A 20,046-nucleotide genomic window follows, 5' to 3' on the forward strand; every position below is an offset into this window, starting at 1 on the left:
GCCTCACCCCCGCCCCCGCCCCCGCCCCCAAGCCCCCACCCCCGAAGCCCCCGCCCCGATCACCACACACACCCCCACGCACCCACCCACCACCTCCCACGGCACCACCACCCTCACCGGTGCCGACAACCGCCCAAGCGCCGCCGCCACCCCCGCGAGGTTCACCCCGGTGACCACGCCCCCGAGCCCCGCCCCGACGCAGACCCCCAGCACCGCCTCCCCGGCCACCACCCGCAGCACCTGCCCCCGCGTGGCCCCCGCCAGCCGCAGCGAGCGCAGTTCGGACCCCCGCGCCGTCGTGGCCATCAACAGCGTTCCGGCGAGGGAGATCCCGGCGTACACGAGCGCGATGCCGAGCACCACGAAGAGCCCAAGGCGGGTCTGGGGACCGGTGCCCGGCCGGGTGGCGGCCAGCCACGCGGACGTGGTCCGGACCGTTCCGCCGGACGTACGCAGGGCAGCAGCGACGCCGGCCCGGTCCGTCCCGGGAGCGACCCGCACCTCCAGCCGGTCGACCCCGGCCCCGGCGCCGTTCGCGGCGGTGACATACGCTCCGTTGTCGCCCGTACCGCGCCCCAGCACCGCCGCGATCCGCAGCCGCGCGGGCCGCCCGTCGCCGAGCCATACGTCGACCCAGGAGCCGACCGTGTGTGCCTCCCACTCCTCGTTCACGACGATCGAGCGGTCGTCGAGATCGCGTACGTCGCCCGCGACCACCGGAAGCCGGGACACGGCGGCGAACGCCCCCACGTCACGTACCGCCCGCGCGTCGGACCGGATGAGCGCGGTCCCCTCCTCCCGTACGAAGACGGCGGTGGACGCGGTCGCGGACACCGTGGCCCCGCTCACCCGCGGCACCCCCAACGCGTCCCCGGTGACGACGAACTGACTGCGCGTCTGCTCACGTGCCTCCGTCGCCTTCGCCCCCGCCACGGTCGCCGCCGAGCCGAGCAGCGAGCCCGCCAGCGCGACGACCACGAGGGCGGGAGCGGCCACGGCGGCCGTACGCCGTACCGAGGCGGACGCGTTCGCACGGACCAGCAGCCCGCTCGCACCCGGCAGCCGCACCAGGCGTACGACGGGACGGACCAGGACCGGAGCGAGCGCGGCAACGGCCGTCACCAGGAGCATCGGCTGGGTCGTGTACGTCTTCCGCTTCAGCAGGTCGGCGGGCTGCGACCCCAACTTCCAGGCCAGCAGCCCGAGTCCGCCCGCAAGAAGGGCGCAGCCGATCGCGCGCCGCGACCACGGCATCACGTCCGTGTCGACGGACGCCTCGCGCAGCGCCTCCACGGGACCGATCCGCCCCGCCCGCCGCGAGGCCGCAAACGCTCCGGTGAACGCCACCGACACGCCTGTCCAGAAAGCGACTTGGTACGGCCAGGCCGCCGCCCCGCTCACGGCGAACCACGTCGGCGCCACCCCGCCGTCGACCAGCACGCGCCCGAGCCAGGGCGCCCCCCGGCCCCCCGCGGCGCACCCCGCCGCCGAGGCCACGACCCCCACCGCCAGGGCCTCCCCGAGCAAGAGCCGGCGCACCTGCCCGGGCGTCGCCCCCGCCATCCGCAGGAGCCCGAACTCCCGCCGCCGCAACGCCACCACGAAGGCGAACGTCGACGCCGTCACGAACACCGACACGAACGCCGACACCCCGGCGGCCGTGCCCAGCAGCGCATCGACCCCGACGAGCGCCTCGGCGTCCCGCTCGGTCGCCGGGTCGACGAGCCGACGGTCCGCGCCGGTGAGGACACGGGCGCGGTCACCGACGACCTCGCGCACGGCCGCGGCGGACGCGTCGACGCCGACCGCGTCCCGCCGCGGGCCGTCCAGCCGTACCGGGCCCAACTTCCGGAGCTCCCGTACGAGTTGGCTGTCCACAGGGTGTGGGCGGTCCAGCTTCTTCGACACGTGCGCGGTGCCCGGCCCCCGCCGTACCTCCACCGTGAGCGTGTCCCGCCCCGCCACCACGACCGGCGAGGAGGCGAACCGCTGCGGCTCGCGCACGGGCGGATCGAGGGCGGCGGCCAGCCCGAGCCCCATCGCCGCCATCACGGCGACCCCGAGCCCGACGGCCACGAACGCCCCGAGCAGAGAGGCCCAGCGCGCCCGCAGGGAGTAGAGGATCAGCACGGCACACGCTCCAGCGCCGTCATGCGCGCCGCGACGCGCTCCGCGGACGGTGCCGTCAGTTCCCCGTTGACCCGGCCGTCGACCAGGAAGACCACACGGTCCGCGTACGAGGCGGCCACCGGGTCGTGGGTGACCATGACCGTCGTCTGTCCTTCCCGGTCCACCAACTCGCGCAGCAGGAGCAGGACTTCGCGGCCCGTCGTGGTGTCCAGCGCCCCCGTGGGCTCGTCGCCGAAGAGCACGGCCGGGCGGGTGATCAGGGCTCGGGCGAGGGCCACTCGCTGCTGTTGTCCGCCCGACAGCTGCGAGGGCCGGTGCCCGGCGCGGTCGGCGAGACCCACGCGGGCCAGCGCCTCGCGCAGCTGCCCGCGGGACGGACGGCGTCCGGCGAGCCGCAGTGGCAGGGCCACGTTCTGGGCGGCGGTCAGTGACGGCAGCAGGTTGAAGGACTGGAACACGAACCCGATCCGCTCCCGCCGCAGCAGGGTCAGCCGCCGCTCGCCCAGCCCGGCCAGCTCGACCCCGTCCACGGCCACGGTCCCCGAACTCGGCCGATCGAGCCCTGCCGCGCACTGCAGCAGGGTCGACTTCCCCGACCCCGACGGCCCCATCACGGCGGTGAAGGTCCCGGCGGCGAAGTCCAGGTCGACGCCGTCGAGGGCGGCGACGGCACCGTAATGGCGGCGCAGGGACCGGATGCGTACGGCGGCTGAAACGGCCGCAACGGCCGTGGTGGTGGTCATGTCCCCAGCGAACCGTCCGGCGGCCGCCCGCACACGACCACCAGAGGGCGTCCCGGTGGTAGGGCAGGCCCTACCCGCGCGAGCCCCGCCAGGGCGCGTGGCACGATCGGGGAATGAGTACGCCCAGCACCGTCGAGCGCGCCTTCGAGGCCGCTCTCTACGCCGACTCCGACGCGGCCCTCGACACGGGCGCCTCGCTGCTCGCCGCCGACTCCTCGGCCGACGCCGAACTCGCCCGCCGAGGCGAGGAGTTCGTCGCCGGGGCCTGGCGGCGCGGCTGGCAGCCCGCCGACGTCGTACGGATCGTGCGGCGCGAGCTGGCGGACATCCACGTACAGCTGGCGTCGGCCCTGGTCGTGGCGCAGGCGAAGGACGACGGGCCGCGCGGCCCGCGCTGGGCGGTCCAGCTCGCGGAGCTGGACGCCGAGCCCCCGCGCACCGACCGCTTCTCCTACGCCACCGCCGTCCTGGAGCTCTACCGCCTGCTGCTCCGCCTCCCCTCCATCGAGCCCGTGGACGTACCGGGGAAGGCCCCCCAGGAGCCGCACAAGGACTCCCGCATGCTCGGCCGGATCCGCGCGCTGCTCGCCAAGGCGGAGGCGACCGGGTTCCCGGAGGAGGCGGAGGCGCTGAGTGCCAAGGCGCAGGAGCTGATGGCGCGGCACTCGATCGACGAGGCGCTGCTCGCCGCCCGCACACACGCGAAGGACGCGCCCGGCGCCTGCCGCATCGGCATCGACGCGCCGTACGAGACGGCGAAGGCGGTGCTGCTGGACGCGGTGGCCGGCGCGAACCGCTGCCGGGCGGTGTGGAACGAGGCGCTCGGCTTCTCGACCGTCGTCGGCTTCGAACCCGACCTGGAGGCCGTGGAACTGCTTTACACCTCGCTGCTCGTGCAGGCCACGGCCGCGATGACGAAGGCGGAGGCGCAGCAGCGGGCGGGCGGCCGCAAGCGTACGAAGACCTTCCGGCAGTCGTTCCTGGCCGCGTACGCGCACCGTATCGGGGACCGGCTCGCGGCGGTCGCCGAGGGCCAGGTGGATGTGTCCGGGGGCGAGTTGCTGCCGGTCCTCGCGGCCCGTGACGTGGCGGTCGCGGACCACATGGAGCAGATGTTCCCGGACACCGTCACCACCCGCCTGCGCGGGGTCACGGACGCGGCCGGATGGGAACAGGGCGCCGCCGCGGCGGACCGCGCCCAGGTCAGGGCGCGCCCGCCGCTGCGATGACCCGCGCGGTGGGTCAGTCGCCGGCCTGCTGGAAGGAGCTCACGGAGGCGTCGGGCTTCCCGCCGGACTTGAGCGAGACGTCGCCGTACTTCCACGAGTAGCCGGCCTGGGCGTCGCTGCCCGGCAGGCTGATGTTCATGTCCGTCACCGCGGCGCTGTTCTTGCCGCCCGAGGCGCCGCGCACGTACGTGACGGTGAAGGTCGCCGTCTCGCCCTTCTTCAGGGTCAGCTTCAGCGGCTTCGCCCGCTTGTCCCCGGCGACGTCGTAGGACGCGTCGCCGGTGGTCAGCTCGATGCCGGGGAAGTCCTGCAGGGTGCACGTGGCGCCGCGGTTGGTGAGGGTGACCGGGACGATGCCGGTGTCCCCGGCGGCCGGCGCCTCGCTGGCGGGGCCGACCTGCACGCCGACCCCGTCGAGACGGCAGCCGGTGCCGGACTTCGAGCCCGCCGTGCTTCCCGCGCCAGCTGTGCTCGTGGCGGTCTTGTCGCCACCTCCGTCACCGCCGCTGTCGTCGCAGGCGGTCAGGGCGAAGGCCACCGCGAGTGCGGTGACGGCGATGGGAACGACGCGCATGGGATCCCCCGTGAGGTTCGGCGATACGCACCGATCATCACGCACGCGTGCGGCACCCGTTCACGCGCCCCGCCCGTTCCGTTCGCGCCGGACCCACGACCGCGACCGAACCTCCCGTGGCACCCGTGACACAGACCCTACGCTGGCCGGATGAGCTGGCTCCGGGCGCTGAGGGAGACCACGCGCTCGGGTCTGACGGTCGAGCGGAAACGTCTCGAACCGCTGATCGCGGTGCGCGGCGCGGCAGGCCTCGCCCTCGTCATCGGCCTGAGCCTGTGGGCCTTCGGGCCGGGAGCCGCCGCGAGCTCGGCGTTCGGCGCGTTCCAGGCGGCGATCGCCACGTTCCAGCGCAGTTGGCGGCCCCGCCCGGAACTCGCCCTCGCCTCCGGCACCAGCCTCGCCGTCTCCACGTTCCTCGGCTACGTCACGATCTCCCACTTCGTCCTGTTCCTGGCCCTGCTGGTGGCGTGGACGTTCCTGGCCGGGATGAGCTGGGCCGCGGGCCCCACGATCGGCCTGATCGCCTCGTCCAACGTCGCGATCATGCTGGTGACGGTCACCCTGCCGACCTCCGTCGCCGAGGCGGCGGGCCACGGCGCCATGATGATCGTGGGCGGTCTGGTGCAGGCGGCGCTGATCGTCCTCTTCCCGGTACGGCGCTGGGGTGCCCACCGCGACGCCCTCGCCGACGCCCTGGCCGCCGAGGCCGACTACGCGCGCCGGCTGCGCCACGACCCGGTCGCCTCCTTCGACCCGCTCCCGCTGATGGAGGCCCGCAACGCGGCCGCCCTCACCCCGCGCCAGGCCCGCACCCGCCCCTCCGAACTGCACGGAGCCCGAGGCCTCGCCGAACGCATCCGGCCCGTCCTCGCCTCCCTCGCCGACCCCGCGATGGGCGTCCCCGAGGAAGGCCCGGCCCGCGACCGGGTCCGCGAACTCCTCTCCGCCGCGGCCACCCTCCTCGACGCCGCCGCCCGAGCCATCCGCCACGGCGCCCCGGTCACCCTCCCGCCCGGAGCGGTGGCCGCCTTCAGAACCCCGGACACGGGCACGATCCTGACGGGCCCACCGCACCGGGCGGCGATTCGCCTGGGCAGGCTCCTTGAGGACGTACTGGAGACGGCAGGAGGGGACGATTCCCAGCCCGTCCGGCACGTGGGGTCATTTCAGCCCGTCCGGCGTTTGAGGACGAGCGCGAAGCGCGACAGGGGGGAGAGGGGGCGAAGCCCCCAGGAGGACGGGACGGGAAGGGGCGGAGGGGGCGAAAACCCACAGCCCACGCCCACCCCACAGCCCACCCCGACCCCCCTCAGCCGCCCCACCCTCCTGGGCCTGATCCCCGTGGCCCTCCGCGCCATGCGCAAGGAGCTGCACAAGGGTTCCCAGATCACCCGCCACGCGACCCGGGTCGCCGCCGTGGCCGCCGCGGGCTACGTGATCGGCACCGCCCTCCCCCTGGGCCACGGCTACTGGGCCCCGCTGACCTCGGTCATGGTCATGCGCCCCGACTTCTCCCAGACCTACAGCCGCGCCGTCGCCCGCTTCGGCGGCACCCTCGTGGGCGTGGCCCTGGCCACCGGCATCGTGCGCGTCGCGACCCCGGGCACGTATCTCTCCGGCACCCTCGCCGTGCTCAGCGCGGCCCTGATGTACCTCCTGATGCGCACCGGCCAGATGGCGGCCCAGGCCTGCGTGGCGGCGTACGTCGTCTTCCTGCTCGGCATGGGCGGCGAGCAGTGGACGCAGACGGTTCCGGAACGGGTGGTCCTCACCCTGATCGGCGGGCTCCTGGCGATGCTGGCGTACGCCGTGTACCCGGCCTGGGAGACCCCACGGCTACGTTCCCGCCTCGCGGACTGGCTGACCACGCAGGGCCGTTACGCGGCGACGGTCGTCACCCACTATGCCGACCCCGCCGGCAGAACCGCCCCGGAGGTCCGCGAGGCCCTCCTCGCCGCGCGCGGCGCCCGCGCGGCCTGGCACACGGCGGTGGCCCGGGCGAAGGACGAGCCGGTACGCCACCGGGGCCTGTCCCGGACGGTCGCGGACGACGTCGAGGACGCCCTCGCACAGCTGGGCCGGGTCGCGATGCTGATGGAGGCCCACCTCCCGGACCGGGACGCGACGCCCGTTCCGGCGGCGGCCCGCTTCGCCGAGGCCCTGCGCACGGCCACCGAGCAGGGCGCGAAGGCGGTACGCGAGCGCCGTGTCCCGCGCTGGGACGCCGTACGTGCCGCCCTGGAGGCCTGGGACGGCGCCGAGGCCGTCCCCGACGCGGTCGTCCGCCGGGGCGCGGGCCTGCTGCTGGAGTCCCTGGTCGAGCTCTCCGAGGCGCTGGACACCGCCGTACCCCCGATGACGGTGGACGGAACCGGGGAACTCAGGAGCCGAGACTCGCCGTAGGCAGGCCGGTCGGCAGCGTCCCGGTCTCGGACTTGGTGTACGTCTCCTTGCCTGCGCCGCCCGACCACGTGATCTTGAGGGTCGTGGCGCTCACGGAGTCGACCATGCCGGTGGCGCGATCGTCGCTGCCGTCGGCGCACTTGAGGCGGATCATCTGCATGCCCGACTCCTTGCCGGCGGTGCCGCTGCACACCGTGCCGCCGGTGGTGAAGACGGCGGCCTTCTTGCCGGTGACCATCAGCGCGACGGCCTTGCCGTCGGTGGTGGCCAGCCAGCTGCCCTCCAGCGTGCCCTTGGCGCCGGAGGTCTCCCCGGAGCCGGAGCCGCCCCCGGTGGCGGCGGTCTCCGTCGCGGTGGGAGTGGCGGACGTGTTCCCGGAGTCACCGTCCCCGCCGCTGTCGCCGTCGCTGCTGCACCCGGTCAGCACGAGCGCGGCCACCACACCGGCGGCCGCGAGCGCGATACGGGCCGTACGGCGGCGCGAGCCGGACGAGAAGGTCGCCGAAGCCGAAGCCGAAGTCACTGGAAGCCCCCAAGGTGTGGCTGCTGAGGCCGTCCCGTCACCGGAACGACCGCAGCAAGCTACCAGGACAACCGATGAGCCCCGCCGGTCAGGACCGCCGGTCAGGACCCCGGCCCGGCCCGGGGGACTACCAGGACGACTTGCGCACGCCCGGCAGGAACCCGGCGTGCGCCTGCTGCCGCAGGTTCACCCGGGACAGCCCGAAGGTGCGCAGGTAGCCGCGCGGGCGGCCGTCGACGCTGTCCCGGTTGCGTACGCGGGTGGCGCTGGCGTCGCGTGGCTGCCGGGCCAGTTCCCGCCGGGCGGCGGCCCGTTCGGCCTCGCCCGACGGCGGGCGGCGGATGATCTCCTTCAGCTCGGCCCGTCGCGCCGCGTACCGCGCGACGGTCTCCTGACGCCGTTCGTTCTTCGCGATCTTGCTCTTCTTGGCCATCAGATCTTCACTCCCCGGGCACGGATCCGGGTCACGGCGGCCTCGACGCCGATCGTGTCGACGGTCTTGATCCCCTTCGTGCTCAGCCGCAGCCGTACGTGCCGGCCCTCGCTCGGCAGCCAGTAGCGCTTGCGCTGGACGTTCGGGTCGAAGCGGCGGGAGGTGCGCCGGTGGGAGTGGGAGATGGAGTTGCCGAAGCCCGGCCGGGCGCCGGTCAGCATGCAGTGCGCGGACAAGGTGACGCACCTCTCTCGGTCGCCGTTCCGACCGTGGTTGGTAATGGGATTCATTTTCAGTAAGGTACCAGCATGGCACGCAACGAACTCCGTCCCGTCATCAGGCTCCGGTCCACGGCCGGGACCGGCTTCACCTACGTCACCCGCAAGAACCGGCGCAACGACCCGGACCGGATGGTCCTGCGCAAGTACGACCCGGTCGCGGGCCGGCACGTCGACTTCCGAGAGGAGCGCTGACCGACATGCGCGAAGGAATCCACCCGCCGTACGGGCCCGTCGTCTTCCGGGACCGCGCCGCGCACCACGCCTTCCTCACTCGCTCCACGCTCGCCGCGTTGTCCGGGGGCAGGACCGTCGAGTGGGAGGACGGCAACGTCTACCCGGTGGTGGACGTCGAGATCTCGAACGTGAGCCACCCCTTCTACACCGGCACCGCACGCGTACTGGACGCCGCCGGGCGCGTCGAGCGCTTCGAGCGCCGGTTCGGGAAGCGGAGCTGACGGGATGAGCGCCCTCTGCGTGGCGATCGTCGGCGGTCTGCACACGGACGCGCGGCGGGCCACCGTCGAACGGCTCCTCGCCGAGGTGCCGGGCAGCGTCGCCCTCCACCACGACCTCGCCACCGCCGCGGCCGGCACGGTCGTGCGGACGGTCCGCGACGCCACCGGAATCCTCTCCGTCGGCGAGGCCCCGCTCGTCAACGACTGCGCGTGCTGCGCCCTGCGCGAGGACCTGGTGCCGGAGCTGGAGCGGCTGGCCGACGCCGGGCTCACCCGGCTCGCGGTCGTCGAGCTGTGGGACTCGGTCGAGCCCAAGGCGATGGCCGAGGTCGTCGCGTCGAGCGGACTGCGGCTGACCGGCGTGATCACCGCCGTCGACCCGGCCCTGCTGCTGCCCTACCTCGGCAACGGCGACGACCTCGCCGACGGCGGCCTCGCCGCGGCCGCCACCGACCAGCGCACGGTCGCCGACACCTTCGCGCGCCAGCTGGAGTACGCCCCCGTCCTCGCCGTGGCCGACTCGGCGGAGGCCGACGACGAGGACCGCGCCCTGCTCGCCCAACTGCACCCGACGGCCCGCCAAGTGCCCGTCCAGTACGGCGGCTCGACGCGCTCCCCGCTGGCCGCCGCCGCGTTCGCCGGGTTCGACGTCGAGGCCGCGGCCGCCGCCCAGCACCCGGCGTGCGCCCTGCTCCCGGCCGACGCCGACGCGCACGGCGTCGCCACCCTCGTATGGCATCGGTGCCGTCCCTTCCATCCGGAGCGGCTGTACGCGGCGCTGGAGGACCTGACCTGCGCGGCCGCCCGCAGCCGGGGGCGCTTCTGGCTCGCCGACCGGCCCGACACGCTGCTGCACTGGGACGCCGCGGGCGGTGCGCTGTGCGTGGAGAACGCGGGGCCGTGGCTCGCCTCGCTGCCGGACGCGGCCTGGGACATGGTCCCGCCGGTCCGCCGCGCGGCCGCCGCGCTCGACTGGCACCCGGAGCACGGCGACTGCTGCCAGCACCTTGTGTTCACCTCCCCGGGGCTCGACCGCGAGGGGCTCGAACTGCTCCTGGAGTCCTGCCTGCTGACCGACACCGAGTACGCCGCCGGGCGCGCCGCCTGGAAGCGGCTCCCGCCCGCCTTCGACACCGTCCTGGAGGTCTGACCCATGGCCCGCAAGCCCGAGCGCAGGACCGCGTCCAAGTCCCGTCCCAACCCCCTGGGCCGCGACAAGGTCACCTACATCGACTACAAGGACACCGACCTGCTGCGGAAGTTCATCTCGGACCGCGGGAAGATCCGCAGCCGCCGGGTCACCCGGGTGACCGCCCAGCAGCAGCGGATGCTGACACGTGCGATCAAGAACGCGAGCGAGATGGCGCTGCTGCCGTACGGGAGTCGCTGAGCAGACGATCACGCGGACGTTGGAACACGAAGGCCGCTCCATGCGTCTGTTCCTAGTAGACGAGGGAATTCAGGCTCTGGAGCGGGCGCGGAACGAGCTGTAGTCGTTCGGTCAACCGTCGGTAGTCAAAAGGCGGGTAAAAGCTGTAACCGCAGGAACACCCCGCGTGCACGTGCATCTGCACGCGCATCCGCCCATGCATCCGCACATGAACAGAGCTATGATCCGGGGCAGTTGACCAATGCATCAATGGCCACCTCAGCCACTGCACCACCGGGGAGCGACCTGTGGACCACGACGTGTACGACGTGGATGACGTGTACAACGGCATGGCTGCGACAGAGCTGGACGGGATGGCGGCCTGGCAGAAGAGCCGGCACAGCAACTCGCAGGGTTCCTGCGTGGAGTTCGCCAGGCTGCCGGGCGGCGAGGTGGCCGTGCGGAATTCACGGTTCCCCGAGGGGCCCGCGCTGGTCTACACGCGCGCCGAGATCGAGGCGATGCTCCTGGGCATCAAGGACGGCGAGTTCGACCACCTGATAGCGGGCTGACCATGGGCGCCCGGGGCGGGTGACCGAGCGTCCGTGCTTCTCGACAGTGGGTAACGCGCGTAGAACCGGGGCGCCGGAAGGCGCCGCGGTTCTTCATTCGGCGGAGGCCGGCTGGGGCAGCCGGAAGAGCGCCCACACGACCTTGCCGCTGAGCGTCCCCGCGAGCGGGTGCCAGCCCCAGCTGTCGGCGAACGAGTCGACCAGGAAGAGGCCGCGGCCCGACTCCGCCGAGAAGTCCTCCGAGTCGCCCGCGACGGGACTGTCGTGGCTGGGGTCGCGCACCGCGCACACCAGACGCGAGGTCCACCGCATCAAGTGCAGCCGCACGGGCGGACCCTGGTCGTCCGGACGTGGTGTGTCCGAGGGCAGGGCGTGGCGCAGCGCGTTGGTGACGAGTTCGGAGACCACCAGGCAGACGTCGTCGAAGCGCTCGCCTATGTCCCACTGGTCGAGCGTTCTTCGTGTGAACTGCCGCGCGTCGCGCACCGCTTCGTAGCGGGGCGGCAGAGCGCAGGAGGCAGCGTTGGACACGGCCGCGGGGTCGAGCGGCGGAAGCCCCTGCCGTAACGGCTCGAGCATGGTCGATCCATTCGTCCCCATGCGAGGCACTCCCGGGGTTCGCGGTCGTTGCGATGCAGCGGTGGCGCGAGACCATGGTTCCGAATGCGTACAGCAGATGCAAGGGCAGATGCACGTGCACGCGCCCGAATTGGACCTTCGAGTACCGCTTCTTGGGCATTTCTTCTGCCGTCTTCTCCCCTCTTTCTTTCCTTCTCCTGATCTGTTCCTGTGCCACTCCTTCAACTACTTTCCGTTTCTGTAACCGGACGAGTACAGCTCGAAGTGTTTTAGTGGCAGACTTCGGCGTCCGAGGACGGCTGGGGAGGCTGACGAACGTGAGCGCTGGGGAATCGAGCGGCTCGGTGGTGCGACGGATGCTGCTGGGATCGCACCTCAGGCGACTGCGTGAGGCACATGGCATCACCCGCGAAGCGGCCGGCTACTCGATCCGTGCCTCCGAATCGAAGATCAGCCGCATGGAGTTGGGACGGGTGAGCTTCAAGACGCGTGACGTCGAGGACCTGTTGACGCTGTACGGCATCACGGACGAGGCGGAGCGCACCTCGCTCGTGTCCCTCGCGAAGGAAGCCAACGTCGCGGGCTGGTGGCACAGTTACTCCGACGTCCTGCCCAGCTGGTTCCCGACCTATGTCGGCCTCGAAGGCGCCGCCCACCTCATCCGCTGCTACGAAGTGCAGTTCGTGCACGGCCTGTTGCAGACCGAGGCGTACGCCCACGCGGTCGTCCAGCGCGGCATGAGGGGCGCGAGCACCGCGGACATCGAGCGCCGGGTCGCGCTGCGCCTGGAGCGCCAGAAGTACCTCGTCTCCGAGCACGCCCCCGAGTTCCACATCGTCCTCGACGAGGCCGCGCTGCGCCGCCCGTACGGCGACCGCGAGGTGATGCGCGGCCAACTCCAGCATCTGATCGAGGTGTCGGAGCGTCCGAACGTACGCCTGCAGGTCATGCCGTTCAGCTTCGGCGGGCACTCGGGCGAGAGCGGCTCCTTCACGATCCTGAGCTTCCCGGAGTCCGACCTCTCCGACGTCGTCTATCTGGAGCAGCTCAGCAGCGCGCTCTATCTGGACAAGCGTGAGGACGTCGCGCAGTACGAGTCGGCGCTCAAGCAGCTCCAGCAGGACAGCCCCGGCCCGGACGAGAGCCGCGACCTGCTCAGGGGGCTTCTCCAGCTCTCCTGAGAGTCTTCACCGGGTGTCCCGTACTGTTCCCCAACTCCCTTGAAACACAAGTACGATGACGCGTGATCAGGGTGTGATCGCGGATGTCTGCTTCGGCAGCACAGGGATTGAGGGATCGAGGAGCTCATGTCGCCCTACTTCACGGACCTGGCCCAGCAGTACATCGACGGCGAGTGGCGTCCGGGCACCGGTTCCTGGGACATCATCGACTTCAACCCGTACGACGGCGAGAAGCTCGCATCGATCACCATAGCCACGGTGGACGAGGTCGATCAGGCGTACCGCGCTGCCTCGCGTGCCCAGAAGGAATGGGCGGCGACCAACGCGTACGCGCGCAGGGCGGTCTTCGAGAAGGCCCTGCGGATCATCGAGGACCGCGAGCAGGAGATCGCCGAGGCCATCATCGCCGAGCTCGGCGGCACGCACCTCAAGGCCGGCTTCGAACTGCACCTCGCCAAGGAGTTCCTGCGCGAGTCGATCAACCTGGTGCTGCGCCCCGAGGGAAGGATCATCCCCTCGCCGGTCGAAGGCAAGGAGAACCGCCTCTACCGCGTCCCGGTCGGCGTCGTCGGCGTGATCAGCCCCTTCAACTTCCCCTTCCTGCTCTCCATGAAGTCCGTCGCCCCGGCGCTGGCGCTGGGCAACGGCGTGGTCCTCAAGCCGCACCAGAACACGCCGATCGTCGGCGGCTCCCTGGTCGCGAAGATCTTCGAGGAGGCGGGTCTGCCGGGCGGCCTGCTGAACGTCGTGATCACCGACATCGCGGAGATCGGCGACGCCTTCCTGGAGCACCCGCTCGCGAAGGTCATCTCCTTCACCGGCTCCGACAAGGTCGGCCGGCACGTGGGCACCGTCTGCGCCTCGCACTTCAAGCGCTCCGTCCTCGAACTCGGCGGCAACAGCGCGCTCGTGGTGCTCGACGACGCGGACATCGACTACGCCGTGGACGCGGCCGTCTTCAGCCGGTTCGTCCACCAGGGCCAGGTCTGCATGGCCGCGAACCGCGTCCTGGTCGACCGCAGCATCGCCGAGGAGTTCACCCGGAAGTTCGTCGCCAAGGTCGGTTCGCTCAAGACGGGCGACCCCAACGACCCCGAGACGGTCATCGGCCCGGTCATCAACTCCTCCCAGGCGGACGCGATCACCAGCGCCGTCGACCAGGCGATCGCCGAGGGCGCCACCGCGCTCGTGCACGGCACCACGAGGGACACGCTGGTCGAGCCGAGCGTCCTGACGGACCTGCCCGCCGACGCCGCCATCCTCCGCCAGGAGGTCTTCGGCCCCGTCGCCCTGCTCGTCCCCTTCGACGGCGAGGAGGAGGCCGTCCGCATCGTCAACGACACCCCGTACGGCCTCAGCGGCGCCGTCCACACGGCGGACGTCGAGCGCGGCGTGAACTTCGCCAAGCAGATCGACACCGGCATGTTCCACGTCAACGACGGAACCGTCCACGACGAGCCGCAGGTCGCCTTCGGCGGCGAGAAGTCCTCCGGAGTCGGCCGCCTCAACGGCGACGCGACGGTGGAGTCCTTCACCACCCAGAAGTGGATCTCGGTCCAGCACGGGCGCAGCCGCTTCCCGTTCTGAGCCATTCCTGACGCGCCGGGCCCTTGAGGACAGAACCTGACCTAAAGGGCCCGTAGCTTCATCGGTGTCAGGCAAGAAGGCGACACGATGGAAGGCGGCCGGTCATGGTCACTCACGTTCCCGCAGAGGCGCACGGAGACGAGCGCGGCGCACTGCTGGCCTTTGTCGAGGCCCAGCGCGGCGGGCTGCGGCGCGCGGTTCTCGGCCTGAGCGACGAGCAGGCGACACAAACGCCGAGCGCCAGCGAGCTGTCCCTGTTCGGGCTCGTCAAGCACGTCGCCGAGTGCGAGCTCAACTGGCTGCGGCTGGCCCAGCAGAAGCCCAACGAGCGGGCGCGCACCCAGGAGACCTGGGGAGACGGCTTCCGGGTGGAGGGCGACGAGACCCTGGCCGGGGTCCTCGCGTTCTGGGACGGCGTGACGAGTGAGACCGAGGAGTTCATCCGGTCCGTGGACTCGATGGACGACACCTTCCCGCTGCCCGAGGCGCCCTGGTTCCCCAAGGGCGATGTGTCGATGCGCTGGCTGATGCTGCACCTCGTCGAGGAGATCGCCCGGCACGCCGGTCACGCCGACATCATCCGGGAGTCCCTGGACGGCGCGACCGCCTTCGAGCTTGTGGCCCGCGCACAGAAGGGTTGACGCCGGGGGCCTAATGTGGCCCGCATGTCAGCGATCCGTCTCCTCGTGCTCGGCGCCGTCCGCCAGCACGGGCGGGCCCACGGCTACCAGGTGCGGGGCGACCTGGAGTACTGGGGTGCGCACGAGTGGTCCAACGCCAAGCCCGGCTCGATCTACCACGCGCTCAAGCAGATGGCCAAGCAGGGTCTGCTGCACGCCCACGAGATCGCGCCGTCCACGGCGGGCGGGCCACCGCGCACCGAGTACGAGATCACGGACGCCGGCAACGAGGAGTACTTCGCTCTGCTGCGCGAGGCGTTGACCTCCTACGACCAGAAGATGGACGTGAAGACGGCGGCCATCGGGGCCGTCGTCGACCTGCCGCGCGAGGAGGCCCTGGCGCTCCTGAAGGAGCGGATCCGGCGGATCGAGCAGTGGCGGACCTCCGTCACCGAGCACTACATCCCCGAGGAAGGCCCCGAACAGCTCGGCCACATCGGCGAGATCATGAACCTCTGGCTGCACACGGCCGATGCGGACGCCGAGTGGACCCAGGGCCTCATCCAGCGCATCGAGGCCGGCGCCTACACCTTCGCCGGTGAGGGCGAGCCGTTCGTGGGCGTCCTCGCGGAGGGCGAGAAGAACCCGTACGCGACGGGGACGCCGCATCCGGGGGACCGCGACTGACCTCGACGGCGGAAGCCCCCGCTTCCCTGGGCCCGGGAAGCGGGTTCCGGGTCCCTACTGGACGTTGACGAAGTCGCCGGCCGATGTCGCGGCGTCGGTGGCCGTGGTGCCCGCGTACGAGAAGCGGTAGTACCCGTCGGTCGTCGCGGTGGTGGTCGCCGTCACCGCTCCGCCGGAGCCGCTGGTGACGGTCTTGAGGGTGGTGTAGGTGCTGCTGTCCACCTTGCGGAACTGGAGCTTCACCGACACGTTGCTCCGGCCCGCGTACGTGCCGCTCTCCCAGTCGGCGCGGGTGAGCGTGCCCTTGACCGTGACGGTCCGGCCGTGGGTCACCGGCTCGGGCGAGGCGTTCGCGGTCAGCGTGGTGTTGCGCTTGATCCGCACGCTGCCGGCGTATCCGTCGTTGGTGGAACCGCTCGGGCGGCCGTACGCGATGGCGTACGCGTGCCAGGTGCCCGCATAGGCGTTCTTGGTCAGGTCGGTCTTCGGGTCCACGGTGAAGTGGACCGTGCACGTCGAGGTCTGGGGGGTGTCTGCCACGCAGGAGCCCGTTCCCTCCTCCTCGGGCATCAGCACGGCGTCCCTTCCCTGATCGTCGAAGGAGGTGCCGTGCCACAGGGCGATCCAGCCGGCGGTGACGCCGTCCGGATCGGCCGCGGTCACCGTGGCGGTGAACGACTTCTTGGCGGTGGTGCCGAGGACGAGGTCCTTGCCGCCGTTGACGACGACCTTCGTGATCGTCGTGTCGTCACTGGTCATCGGCCCCGCGTGCGCCTGCGCGGCGGCGGGAGACACCAGAGCCGAAGAGAGAACCAGGGCGCCGGACAGAGCGGCGACCGAAGCGCGTATGCGCATATGCATCCCCACGGTGAGAAGAAGGGCCCTCGCGGGACATCTCCCGACAAGGGCCCAAGGGCGCACGCATCGTACAGACGCTTTCGAGCCACGAGAAGACACGGGGACCCCTCGTGAGAAGCCCGCCCTCAGTGATGGAACCCGGTCGCCGCACCCTTGTCGTGCGTGAACGGATGCGGCTGCCGGCGCAGTTCGGGCAGCAGGCGGCCGAGGTCCTCCATGAACAGCTCGGCGAGGTCGGAGGAGAACCCGTTGCGGCACACCACCCGCAGCACCGACAGGTCCTGGCGGTTCTCCGGGAAGGTGTACGCGGGCACCAGCCAGCCGCGTTCGCGCAGCCGCCGGGACACGTCGAAGACGTCGTACGCGGTGACGTCGGGCGCGGTCGTGAAGGCGAACACCGGCAACTCGTCGCCGCGCGTGAGGAGTCGGAAGTCACCGAGCGCCTCGACCCGGTCGGCGAGCCCCCGCGCCACGTCCCGGGTCGTCTGCTGCACCGCCCGGTAGCCCTCGCGGCCCAGCCGCAGGAACGTGTAGTACTGGGCGACGACCTGGGCGCCGGGCCGGGAGAAGTTGAGCGCGAAGGTCGGCATGTCGCCGCCCAGGTAGTTGACGCGGAACACGAGTTCCTCGGGAAGCGACTCCTTGTCGCGCCACAGCGCCCAGCCCACCCCCGGGTACACGAGCCCGTACTTGTGCCCCGAGGCGTTGATCGACGCCACCCGCGGCAGCCGGAAGTCCCAGACCAGGTCCTCGTCGAGGAAGGGCGCGACCATCGCCCCGGACGCGCCGTCCACGTGCACCGGGACGTCGAGCCCGGTCCGCTCCTGGAGCGCGTCGAGTGCCGCGCACAGCTCGGCGATCGGCTCGTAGGACCCGTCGAAGGTGGACCCGAGGATGCCCACGACCCCGATGGTGTTCTCGTCGCACAGCTCGGCGGCGGCCTGCGGGTCGAGGTGGAACCGGTCGCCCTCCATGGGCACCTGGCGTGCCTCGACCTCCCAGAAGTTGCAGAACTTCTCCCAGCACACCTGGACGTTGACGCCCATCACGAGGTTGGGCCGCGCGCCGGGGTACCGGTCCGCGTTGCGCTGCGCCCAGCGCCGCTTGAGCGCCATCCCCGCGAGCATGCACGCCTCGCTCGACCCGGTGGTCGAACAGCCCACGGCGGCCGAGGGATCGGGCGCGTTCCACAGGTCGGCGAGCATCGCCACGCACCGCTTCTCCAGCTCGGCGGTGCGCGGGTACTCGTCCTTGTCGATCATGTTCTTGTCCCGGCACTCCGCCATCAGCTGCGCGGCCTGCGGCTCCATCCAGGTCGTGACGAACGTGGCCAGGTTCAGCCGGGAGTTGCCGTCCAGCATCAGCTCGTCGTGGACCAGTTGGTACGCCGTCGCGGGCGGCAGCGGGTCCTTCGGGAGCCGGTGCTTGGCCGGGGCCTCGGTCATCCCGCCGACCGGATTCGCCTCCCCGAAGAAGGGGTTGACGGACAGCGGGCGCTCGTCGGGCTTCTCGGGTCCTTTGTGGAGCGGCACGGGCGGTTCTCCTCAAGGCGGTCGTGGGCGGTCACGGAGAGGTTCAGCGGATCGGGGTTCCGTCCTCGCGCAGTTGCATCTGCGGTCGGCCGGTCACCAGCAGCCAGGCCGGCAGCGAGGCGATGCAGAGCAGGGCGAGGATCGCGGGCGAGGCCACCAGCACGGCGGCCGTGAACAGGCTCACCCAGCCCTGCCGGGTGATGGCCAGGAGCATGCCCAGGACACCCGAGGCGACACCGACCGCGGGCTGCACGCCCGACACGAGCGCGTGCGCGCACAGCCCGAGGGCCGCCCCGATGAAGACCCCGGGGAAGATCCGCCCACCGCGGAACCCGCACGACGCGGCCACGAGCAGCGCGGTCAGCTTCACCACCGTCATCGTGGCGAACTCCCCGGCCGACCAGCCCTCCGGATCGTGCGCCAGCTCCGCGACCTCGTCCAGCCCCTTGAAGAGCGTCAGATGGCCGCCCAGGGCCCCCAGAAGGCCCAGTACGAGTCCGCCGACCGGAAGCGCCACCATGGGGTGGCGCAGGCGCGAGAAGCCGGCGTGGACGTAGGGGAAGGCGTACACGGCGACCATGCCGAGCACGGCCGCGACCGACGCGACCACCGGCGCCGCCAGCAGATCGGCCCAGCCGGGGTGCCCGATGGGCGGCAGATCGAGGTCGAAGGTGGGATGGGCCACCAGGGTGGTGGTCACCGCCCCGGCCGCGGCGGCGCCGAGCGGCGCGAAGACGTGGTCCCACAGCAACCCCTGGACCTTCCGCCCTGCGAGCGCCTCGGAGATGATCAGGGCCGCCGCCACCGGCGTACCGAAGAGGGCGCCGATCGTCGCCGCCTCGGCCAGCATCACCCACAGCCCGCCCGGCAGCCGCGGCAGCAGCCTGCGGCCCAGCCAGAACGTCAGCCCGATGTTGACCGCGATGATCGGGTTCTCCGGGCCGAGGCTCGGCCCGCCCGCCAGCATCAGCGCGGTCGCGAGGAGCAGCCCCGGCAGCACCCCGAGGGGAAGTGCGGGAGCCTCCAGCCCGGTGGTGGCCGGATCGGGCCCCGCGTGCCCCGGCGCCTTCCACACCACGAGCCCGACCAGCACGCCCGTCGCGATGAGCATGACGAGCATCCAGAGCACCGAGTACCGGCCGATCCCCAGCGCGTCGGGCAGGTCCTGCCACAGCACGTCCTGGAGCCGCTCCGCGAGCGCGCTCACCGCCAGGAAGAGGAGGCTCGCGCCCACGCCGACGGCGAGCGCGGGGAGGATCAGGGGGAGCAGGGCGCGCGCGGGGGCCTTCGGGGTCGATTCCTGCCGTGTCGTGTCCTGGGCCACGCGCTCACCATAAACGGGCGAAACGGACACGACATCCCGGAGATGCCACCCGGCCGACAAAGGGACTTGCACCTCACGCGACGTGAGGACCCAGTCTGAAGCGCGTACCGAGAAGCGGGAGGGAACGGAAGTGAGCTACTCAGTCGGCCAGGTCGCCGGTTTCGCCGGAATCACGGTGCGCACGCTGCACCACTACGACGAGATCGGCCTGCTCGCCCCGGGCGGGCGCAGCCACGCGGGCCATCGGCGCTACGACGACGCCGACCTCGACCGGCTGCAGCAGATCCTGTTCTACCGGGAGCTCGGCTTCCCGCTCGACGAGGTCGCCGCCCTGCTGGACGATCCGGCCGCGGACCCGCGCGCACACCTGCGCCGGCAGCACGAACTGCTGACCGCCCGGATCGAGAGACTGCAGAAGATGGCCGCGGCCGTGGAGAACGCCATGGAGGCACGCAGAATGGGCATCAACCTCACGCCCGAGGAGAAGTTCGAGGTCTTCGGGGACAAGGATCCGGAGCAGTACGCCGACGAGGCGGAACAGCGCTGGGGCGGTACCGAGGCGTACGCCGAGTCGCAGCGCCGCGCGGCCGCCTACACCAAGGACGACTGGAAGCGGATGCAGGCCGAGGTGGCCTCCTGGGGCGAGCGTTACGACGCGCTCATGGCCGCGGGCGAGCCGCCGACCGGCGAAGCGGCCATGGACATGGCCGAGGAACACCGCCGGCACATCACCACCTGGTTCTACGACTGCCCCTACGACGTCCACCAGGGCCTCGGCGGGATGTACGTGTCCGACGAGCGGTTCAAGGAGTTCTACGACTCCATGCGCCCGGGCCTCGCCGAGCACCTGAGGGACGCGATCGAGGCGAACGCCGCACGCCACGGCGCGTAGGCCCCGAGCCGGGCCGGGCGGTGGCCGGAGGGCTCACAGCTTTGTCCCAGTGATTACACAGGGCATCCTGGAGG

22 protein-coding genes are annotated in these 20,046 nt (G+C 71.7%); 12 read left to right on the plus strand and 10 right to left on the minus strand.

The genetic code is table 11. The features are described 5' to 3' along the window. Positions 1-3 precede the first annotated feature (3 nt). A complete protein-coding gene (locus ACN6LB_RS23855; protein ID WP_445027696.1) occupies positions 4-2,130 on the minus strand; it encodes an FtsX-like permease family protein in 2,127 nt (708 codons plus the stop codon). After that, on the minus strand, positions 2,124-2,873 hold the full coding sequence (locus ACN6LB_RS23860) for an ABC transporter ATP-binding protein (protein WP_445027697.1): 750 nt from the start codon (positions 2,871-2,873) through the stop codon (positions 2,124-2,126). The genes ACN6LB_RS23855 and ACN6LB_RS23860 overlap by 7 nt, the downstream gene beginning before the upstream one ends. Before the next feature lie 113 nt (positions 2,874-2,986). Here ACN6LB_RS23860 and ACN6LB_RS23865 point away from each other — a divergent pair, with 113 nt between their 5' ends. Further along, complete coding sequence (locus tag ACN6LB_RS23865) at positions 2,987-4,102, plus strand: DUF2786 domain-containing protein (RefSeq protein ID WP_445027698.1); 1,116 nt, start codon at positions 2,987-2,989, stop codon at positions 4,100-4,102. A 13-nt stretch (positions 4,103-4,115) separates the two neighbouring features. Here ACN6LB_RS23865 and ACN6LB_RS23870 read toward each other — a convergent pair whose 3' ends face one another. Further along, positions 4,116-4,676 (minus strand): DUF4232 domain-containing protein, encoded by a 561-nt coding sequence (locus tag ACN6LB_RS23870; protein ID WP_445027699.1) that lies wholly within the window; start codon positions 4,674-4,676, stop codon positions 4,116-4,118. A 150-nt stretch (positions 4,677-4,826) separates the two neighbouring features. On the opposite strand from ACN6LB_RS23870, the gene ACN6LB_RS23875 reads away from it, so the two are divergent. Continuing rightward, positions 4,827-7,079 (plus strand): FUSC family protein, encoded by a 2,253-nt coding sequence (locus ACN6LB_RS23875; protein WP_445027700.1) that lies wholly within the window; start codon positions 4,827-4,829, stop codon positions 7,077-7,079. Here ACN6LB_RS23875 and ACN6LB_RS23880 read toward each other — a convergent pair. The 3 genes from ACN6LB_RS23880 to rpmB all read right to left on the minus strand — a co-directional run bounded on the left by ACN6LB_RS23880 (position 7,057) and on the right by rpmB (position 8,271). Further along, positions 7,057-7,602, minus strand: coding sequence for a hypothetical protein (locus ACN6LB_RS23880; protein ID WP_445027701.1), 546 nt, complete (start codon positions 7,600-7,602; stop codon positions 7,057-7,059). The two genes, ACN6LB_RS23875 and ACN6LB_RS23880, sit on opposite strands and share 23 nt — an antisense overlap. 127 nt (positions 7,603-7,729) lie before the next feature. Continuing rightward, positions 7,730-8,035 carry a 30S ribosomal protein S14 gene (gene rpsN, locus ACN6LB_RS23885; protein ID WP_445027702.1) on the minus strand — a complete coding sequence of 102 codons (306 nt, stop codon included), beginning with the start codon at positions 8,033-8,035 and terminating at the stop codon, positions 7,730-7,732. Next, complete coding sequence (rpmB, locus tag ACN6LB_RS23890; protein WP_445027703.1) at positions 8,035-8,271, minus strand: 50S ribosomal protein L28; 237 nt, start codon at positions 8,269-8,271, stop codon at positions 8,035-8,037. The genes rpsN and rpmB overlap by 1 nt, the downstream gene beginning before the upstream one ends. 72 nt (positions 8,272-8,343) lie before the next feature. Here rpmB and rpmG point away from each other — a divergent pair, with 72 nt between their 5' ends. The 5 genes from rpmG (at position 8,344) to ACN6LB_RS23915 (ending at position 10,712) form a co-directional block, all read left to right on the plus strand. Beyond that, entirely contained in the window at positions 8,344-8,508 is a 165-nt protein-coding gene (gene rpmG / locus ACN6LB_RS23895; RefSeq protein ID WP_445027704.1) for a 50S ribosomal protein L33, read from the plus strand. A 5-nt stretch (positions 8,509-8,513) separates the two neighbouring features. Then, positions 8,514-8,771, plus strand: coding sequence for a type B 50S ribosomal protein L31 (locus tag ACN6LB_RS23900; RefSeq protein ID WP_445027705.1), 258 nt, complete (start codon positions 8,514-8,516; stop codon positions 8,769-8,771). A 4-nt stretch (positions 8,772-8,775) separates the two neighbouring features. Beyond that, positions 8,776-9,921 carry a CobW family GTP-binding protein gene (locus tag ACN6LB_RS23905; protein WP_445027706.1) on the plus strand — a complete coding sequence of 382 codons (1,146 nt, stop codon included), beginning with the start codon at positions 8,776-8,778 and terminating at the stop codon, positions 9,919-9,921. Positions 9,922-9,924: 3 nt separating this feature from the next. Further along, on the plus strand, positions 9,925-10,161 hold the full coding sequence (rpsR, locus tag ACN6LB_RS23910; protein ID WP_445027707.1) for a 30S ribosomal protein S18: 237 nt from the start codon (positions 9,925-9,927) through the stop codon (positions 10,159-10,161). 287 nt (positions 10,162-10,448) lie between these two features. After that, entirely contained in the window at positions 10,449-10,712 is a 264-nt protein-coding gene (locus ACN6LB_RS23915) for a DUF397 domain-containing protein (RefSeq protein WP_356139646.1), read from the plus strand. A gap of 93 nt (positions 10,713-10,805) precedes the next feature. Here ACN6LB_RS23915 and ACN6LB_RS23920 read toward each other — a convergent pair whose 3' ends face one another. Further along, positions 10,806-11,291 (minus strand): ATP-binding protein, encoded by a 486-nt coding sequence (locus ACN6LB_RS23920; protein WP_356146455.1) that lies wholly within the window; start codon positions 11,289-11,291, stop codon positions 10,806-10,808. Between the two features lie 356 nt (positions 11,292-11,647). Here ACN6LB_RS23920 and ACN6LB_RS23925 point away from each other — a divergent pair, with 356 nt between their 5' ends. The 4 genes from ACN6LB_RS23925 (at position 11,648) to ACN6LB_RS23940 (ending at position 15,366) form a co-directional block, all read left to right on the plus strand. Further along, positions 11,648-12,472 (plus strand): helix-turn-helix domain-containing protein, encoded by an 825-nt coding sequence (locus ACN6LB_RS23925; protein ID WP_445027727.1) that lies wholly within the window; start codon positions 11,648-11,650, stop codon positions 12,470-12,472. Positions 12,473-12,598: 126 nt separating this feature from the next. Then, positions 12,599-14,059 (plus strand): aldehyde dehydrogenase family protein, encoded by a 1,461-nt coding sequence (locus tag ACN6LB_RS23930; RefSeq protein ID WP_445027708.1) that lies wholly within the window; start codon positions 12,599-12,601, stop codon positions 14,057-14,059. 104 nt (positions 14,060-14,163) lie between these two features. Further along, positions 14,164-14,700, plus strand: coding sequence for a DinB family protein (locus ACN6LB_RS23935; RefSeq protein WP_445027709.1), 537 nt, complete (start codon positions 14,164-14,166; stop codon positions 14,698-14,700). Positions 14,701-14,724: 24 nt separating this feature from the next. Continuing rightward, positions 14,725-15,366 (plus strand): PadR family transcriptional regulator, encoded by a 642-nt coding sequence (locus ACN6LB_RS23940; protein WP_356146464.1) that lies wholly within the window; start codon positions 14,725-14,727, stop codon positions 15,364-15,366. Positions 15,367-15,420: 54 nt separating this feature from the next. Here ACN6LB_RS23940 and ACN6LB_RS23945 read toward each other — a convergent pair whose 3' ends face one another. From ACN6LB_RS23945 to ACN6LB_RS23955, 3 genes are all read right to left on the minus strand, one after another. Then, a complete protein-coding gene (locus ACN6LB_RS23945) occupies positions 15,421-16,221 on the minus strand; it encodes a hypothetical protein (RefSeq protein ID WP_445027710.1) in 801 nt (266 codons plus the stop codon). Positions 16,222-16,349: 128 nt separating this feature from the next. Then, positions 16,350-17,756, minus strand: coding sequence for a glutamate decarboxylase (locus tag ACN6LB_RS23950; RefSeq protein ID WP_445027711.1), 1,407 nt, complete (start codon positions 17,754-17,756; stop codon positions 16,350-16,352). Positions 17,757-17,799: 43 nt separating this feature from the next. Then, a complete protein-coding gene (locus tag ACN6LB_RS23955; protein ID WP_445027712.1) occupies positions 17,800-19,080 on the minus strand; it encodes an ion channel protein in 1,281 nt (426 codons plus the stop codon). A gap of 130 nt (positions 19,081-19,210) precedes the next feature. Here ACN6LB_RS23955 and ACN6LB_RS23960 point away from each other — a divergent pair, with 130 nt between their 5' ends. Beyond that, on the plus strand, positions 19,211-19,972 hold the full coding sequence (locus ACN6LB_RS23960; protein ID WP_445027713.1) for a MerR family transcriptional regulator: 762 nt from the start codon (positions 19,211-19,213) through the stop codon (positions 19,970-19,972). Positions 19,973-20,046: the final 74 nt, after the last annotated feature.

Source organism: Streptomyces sp. SAS_270 (assembly GCF_052543295.1).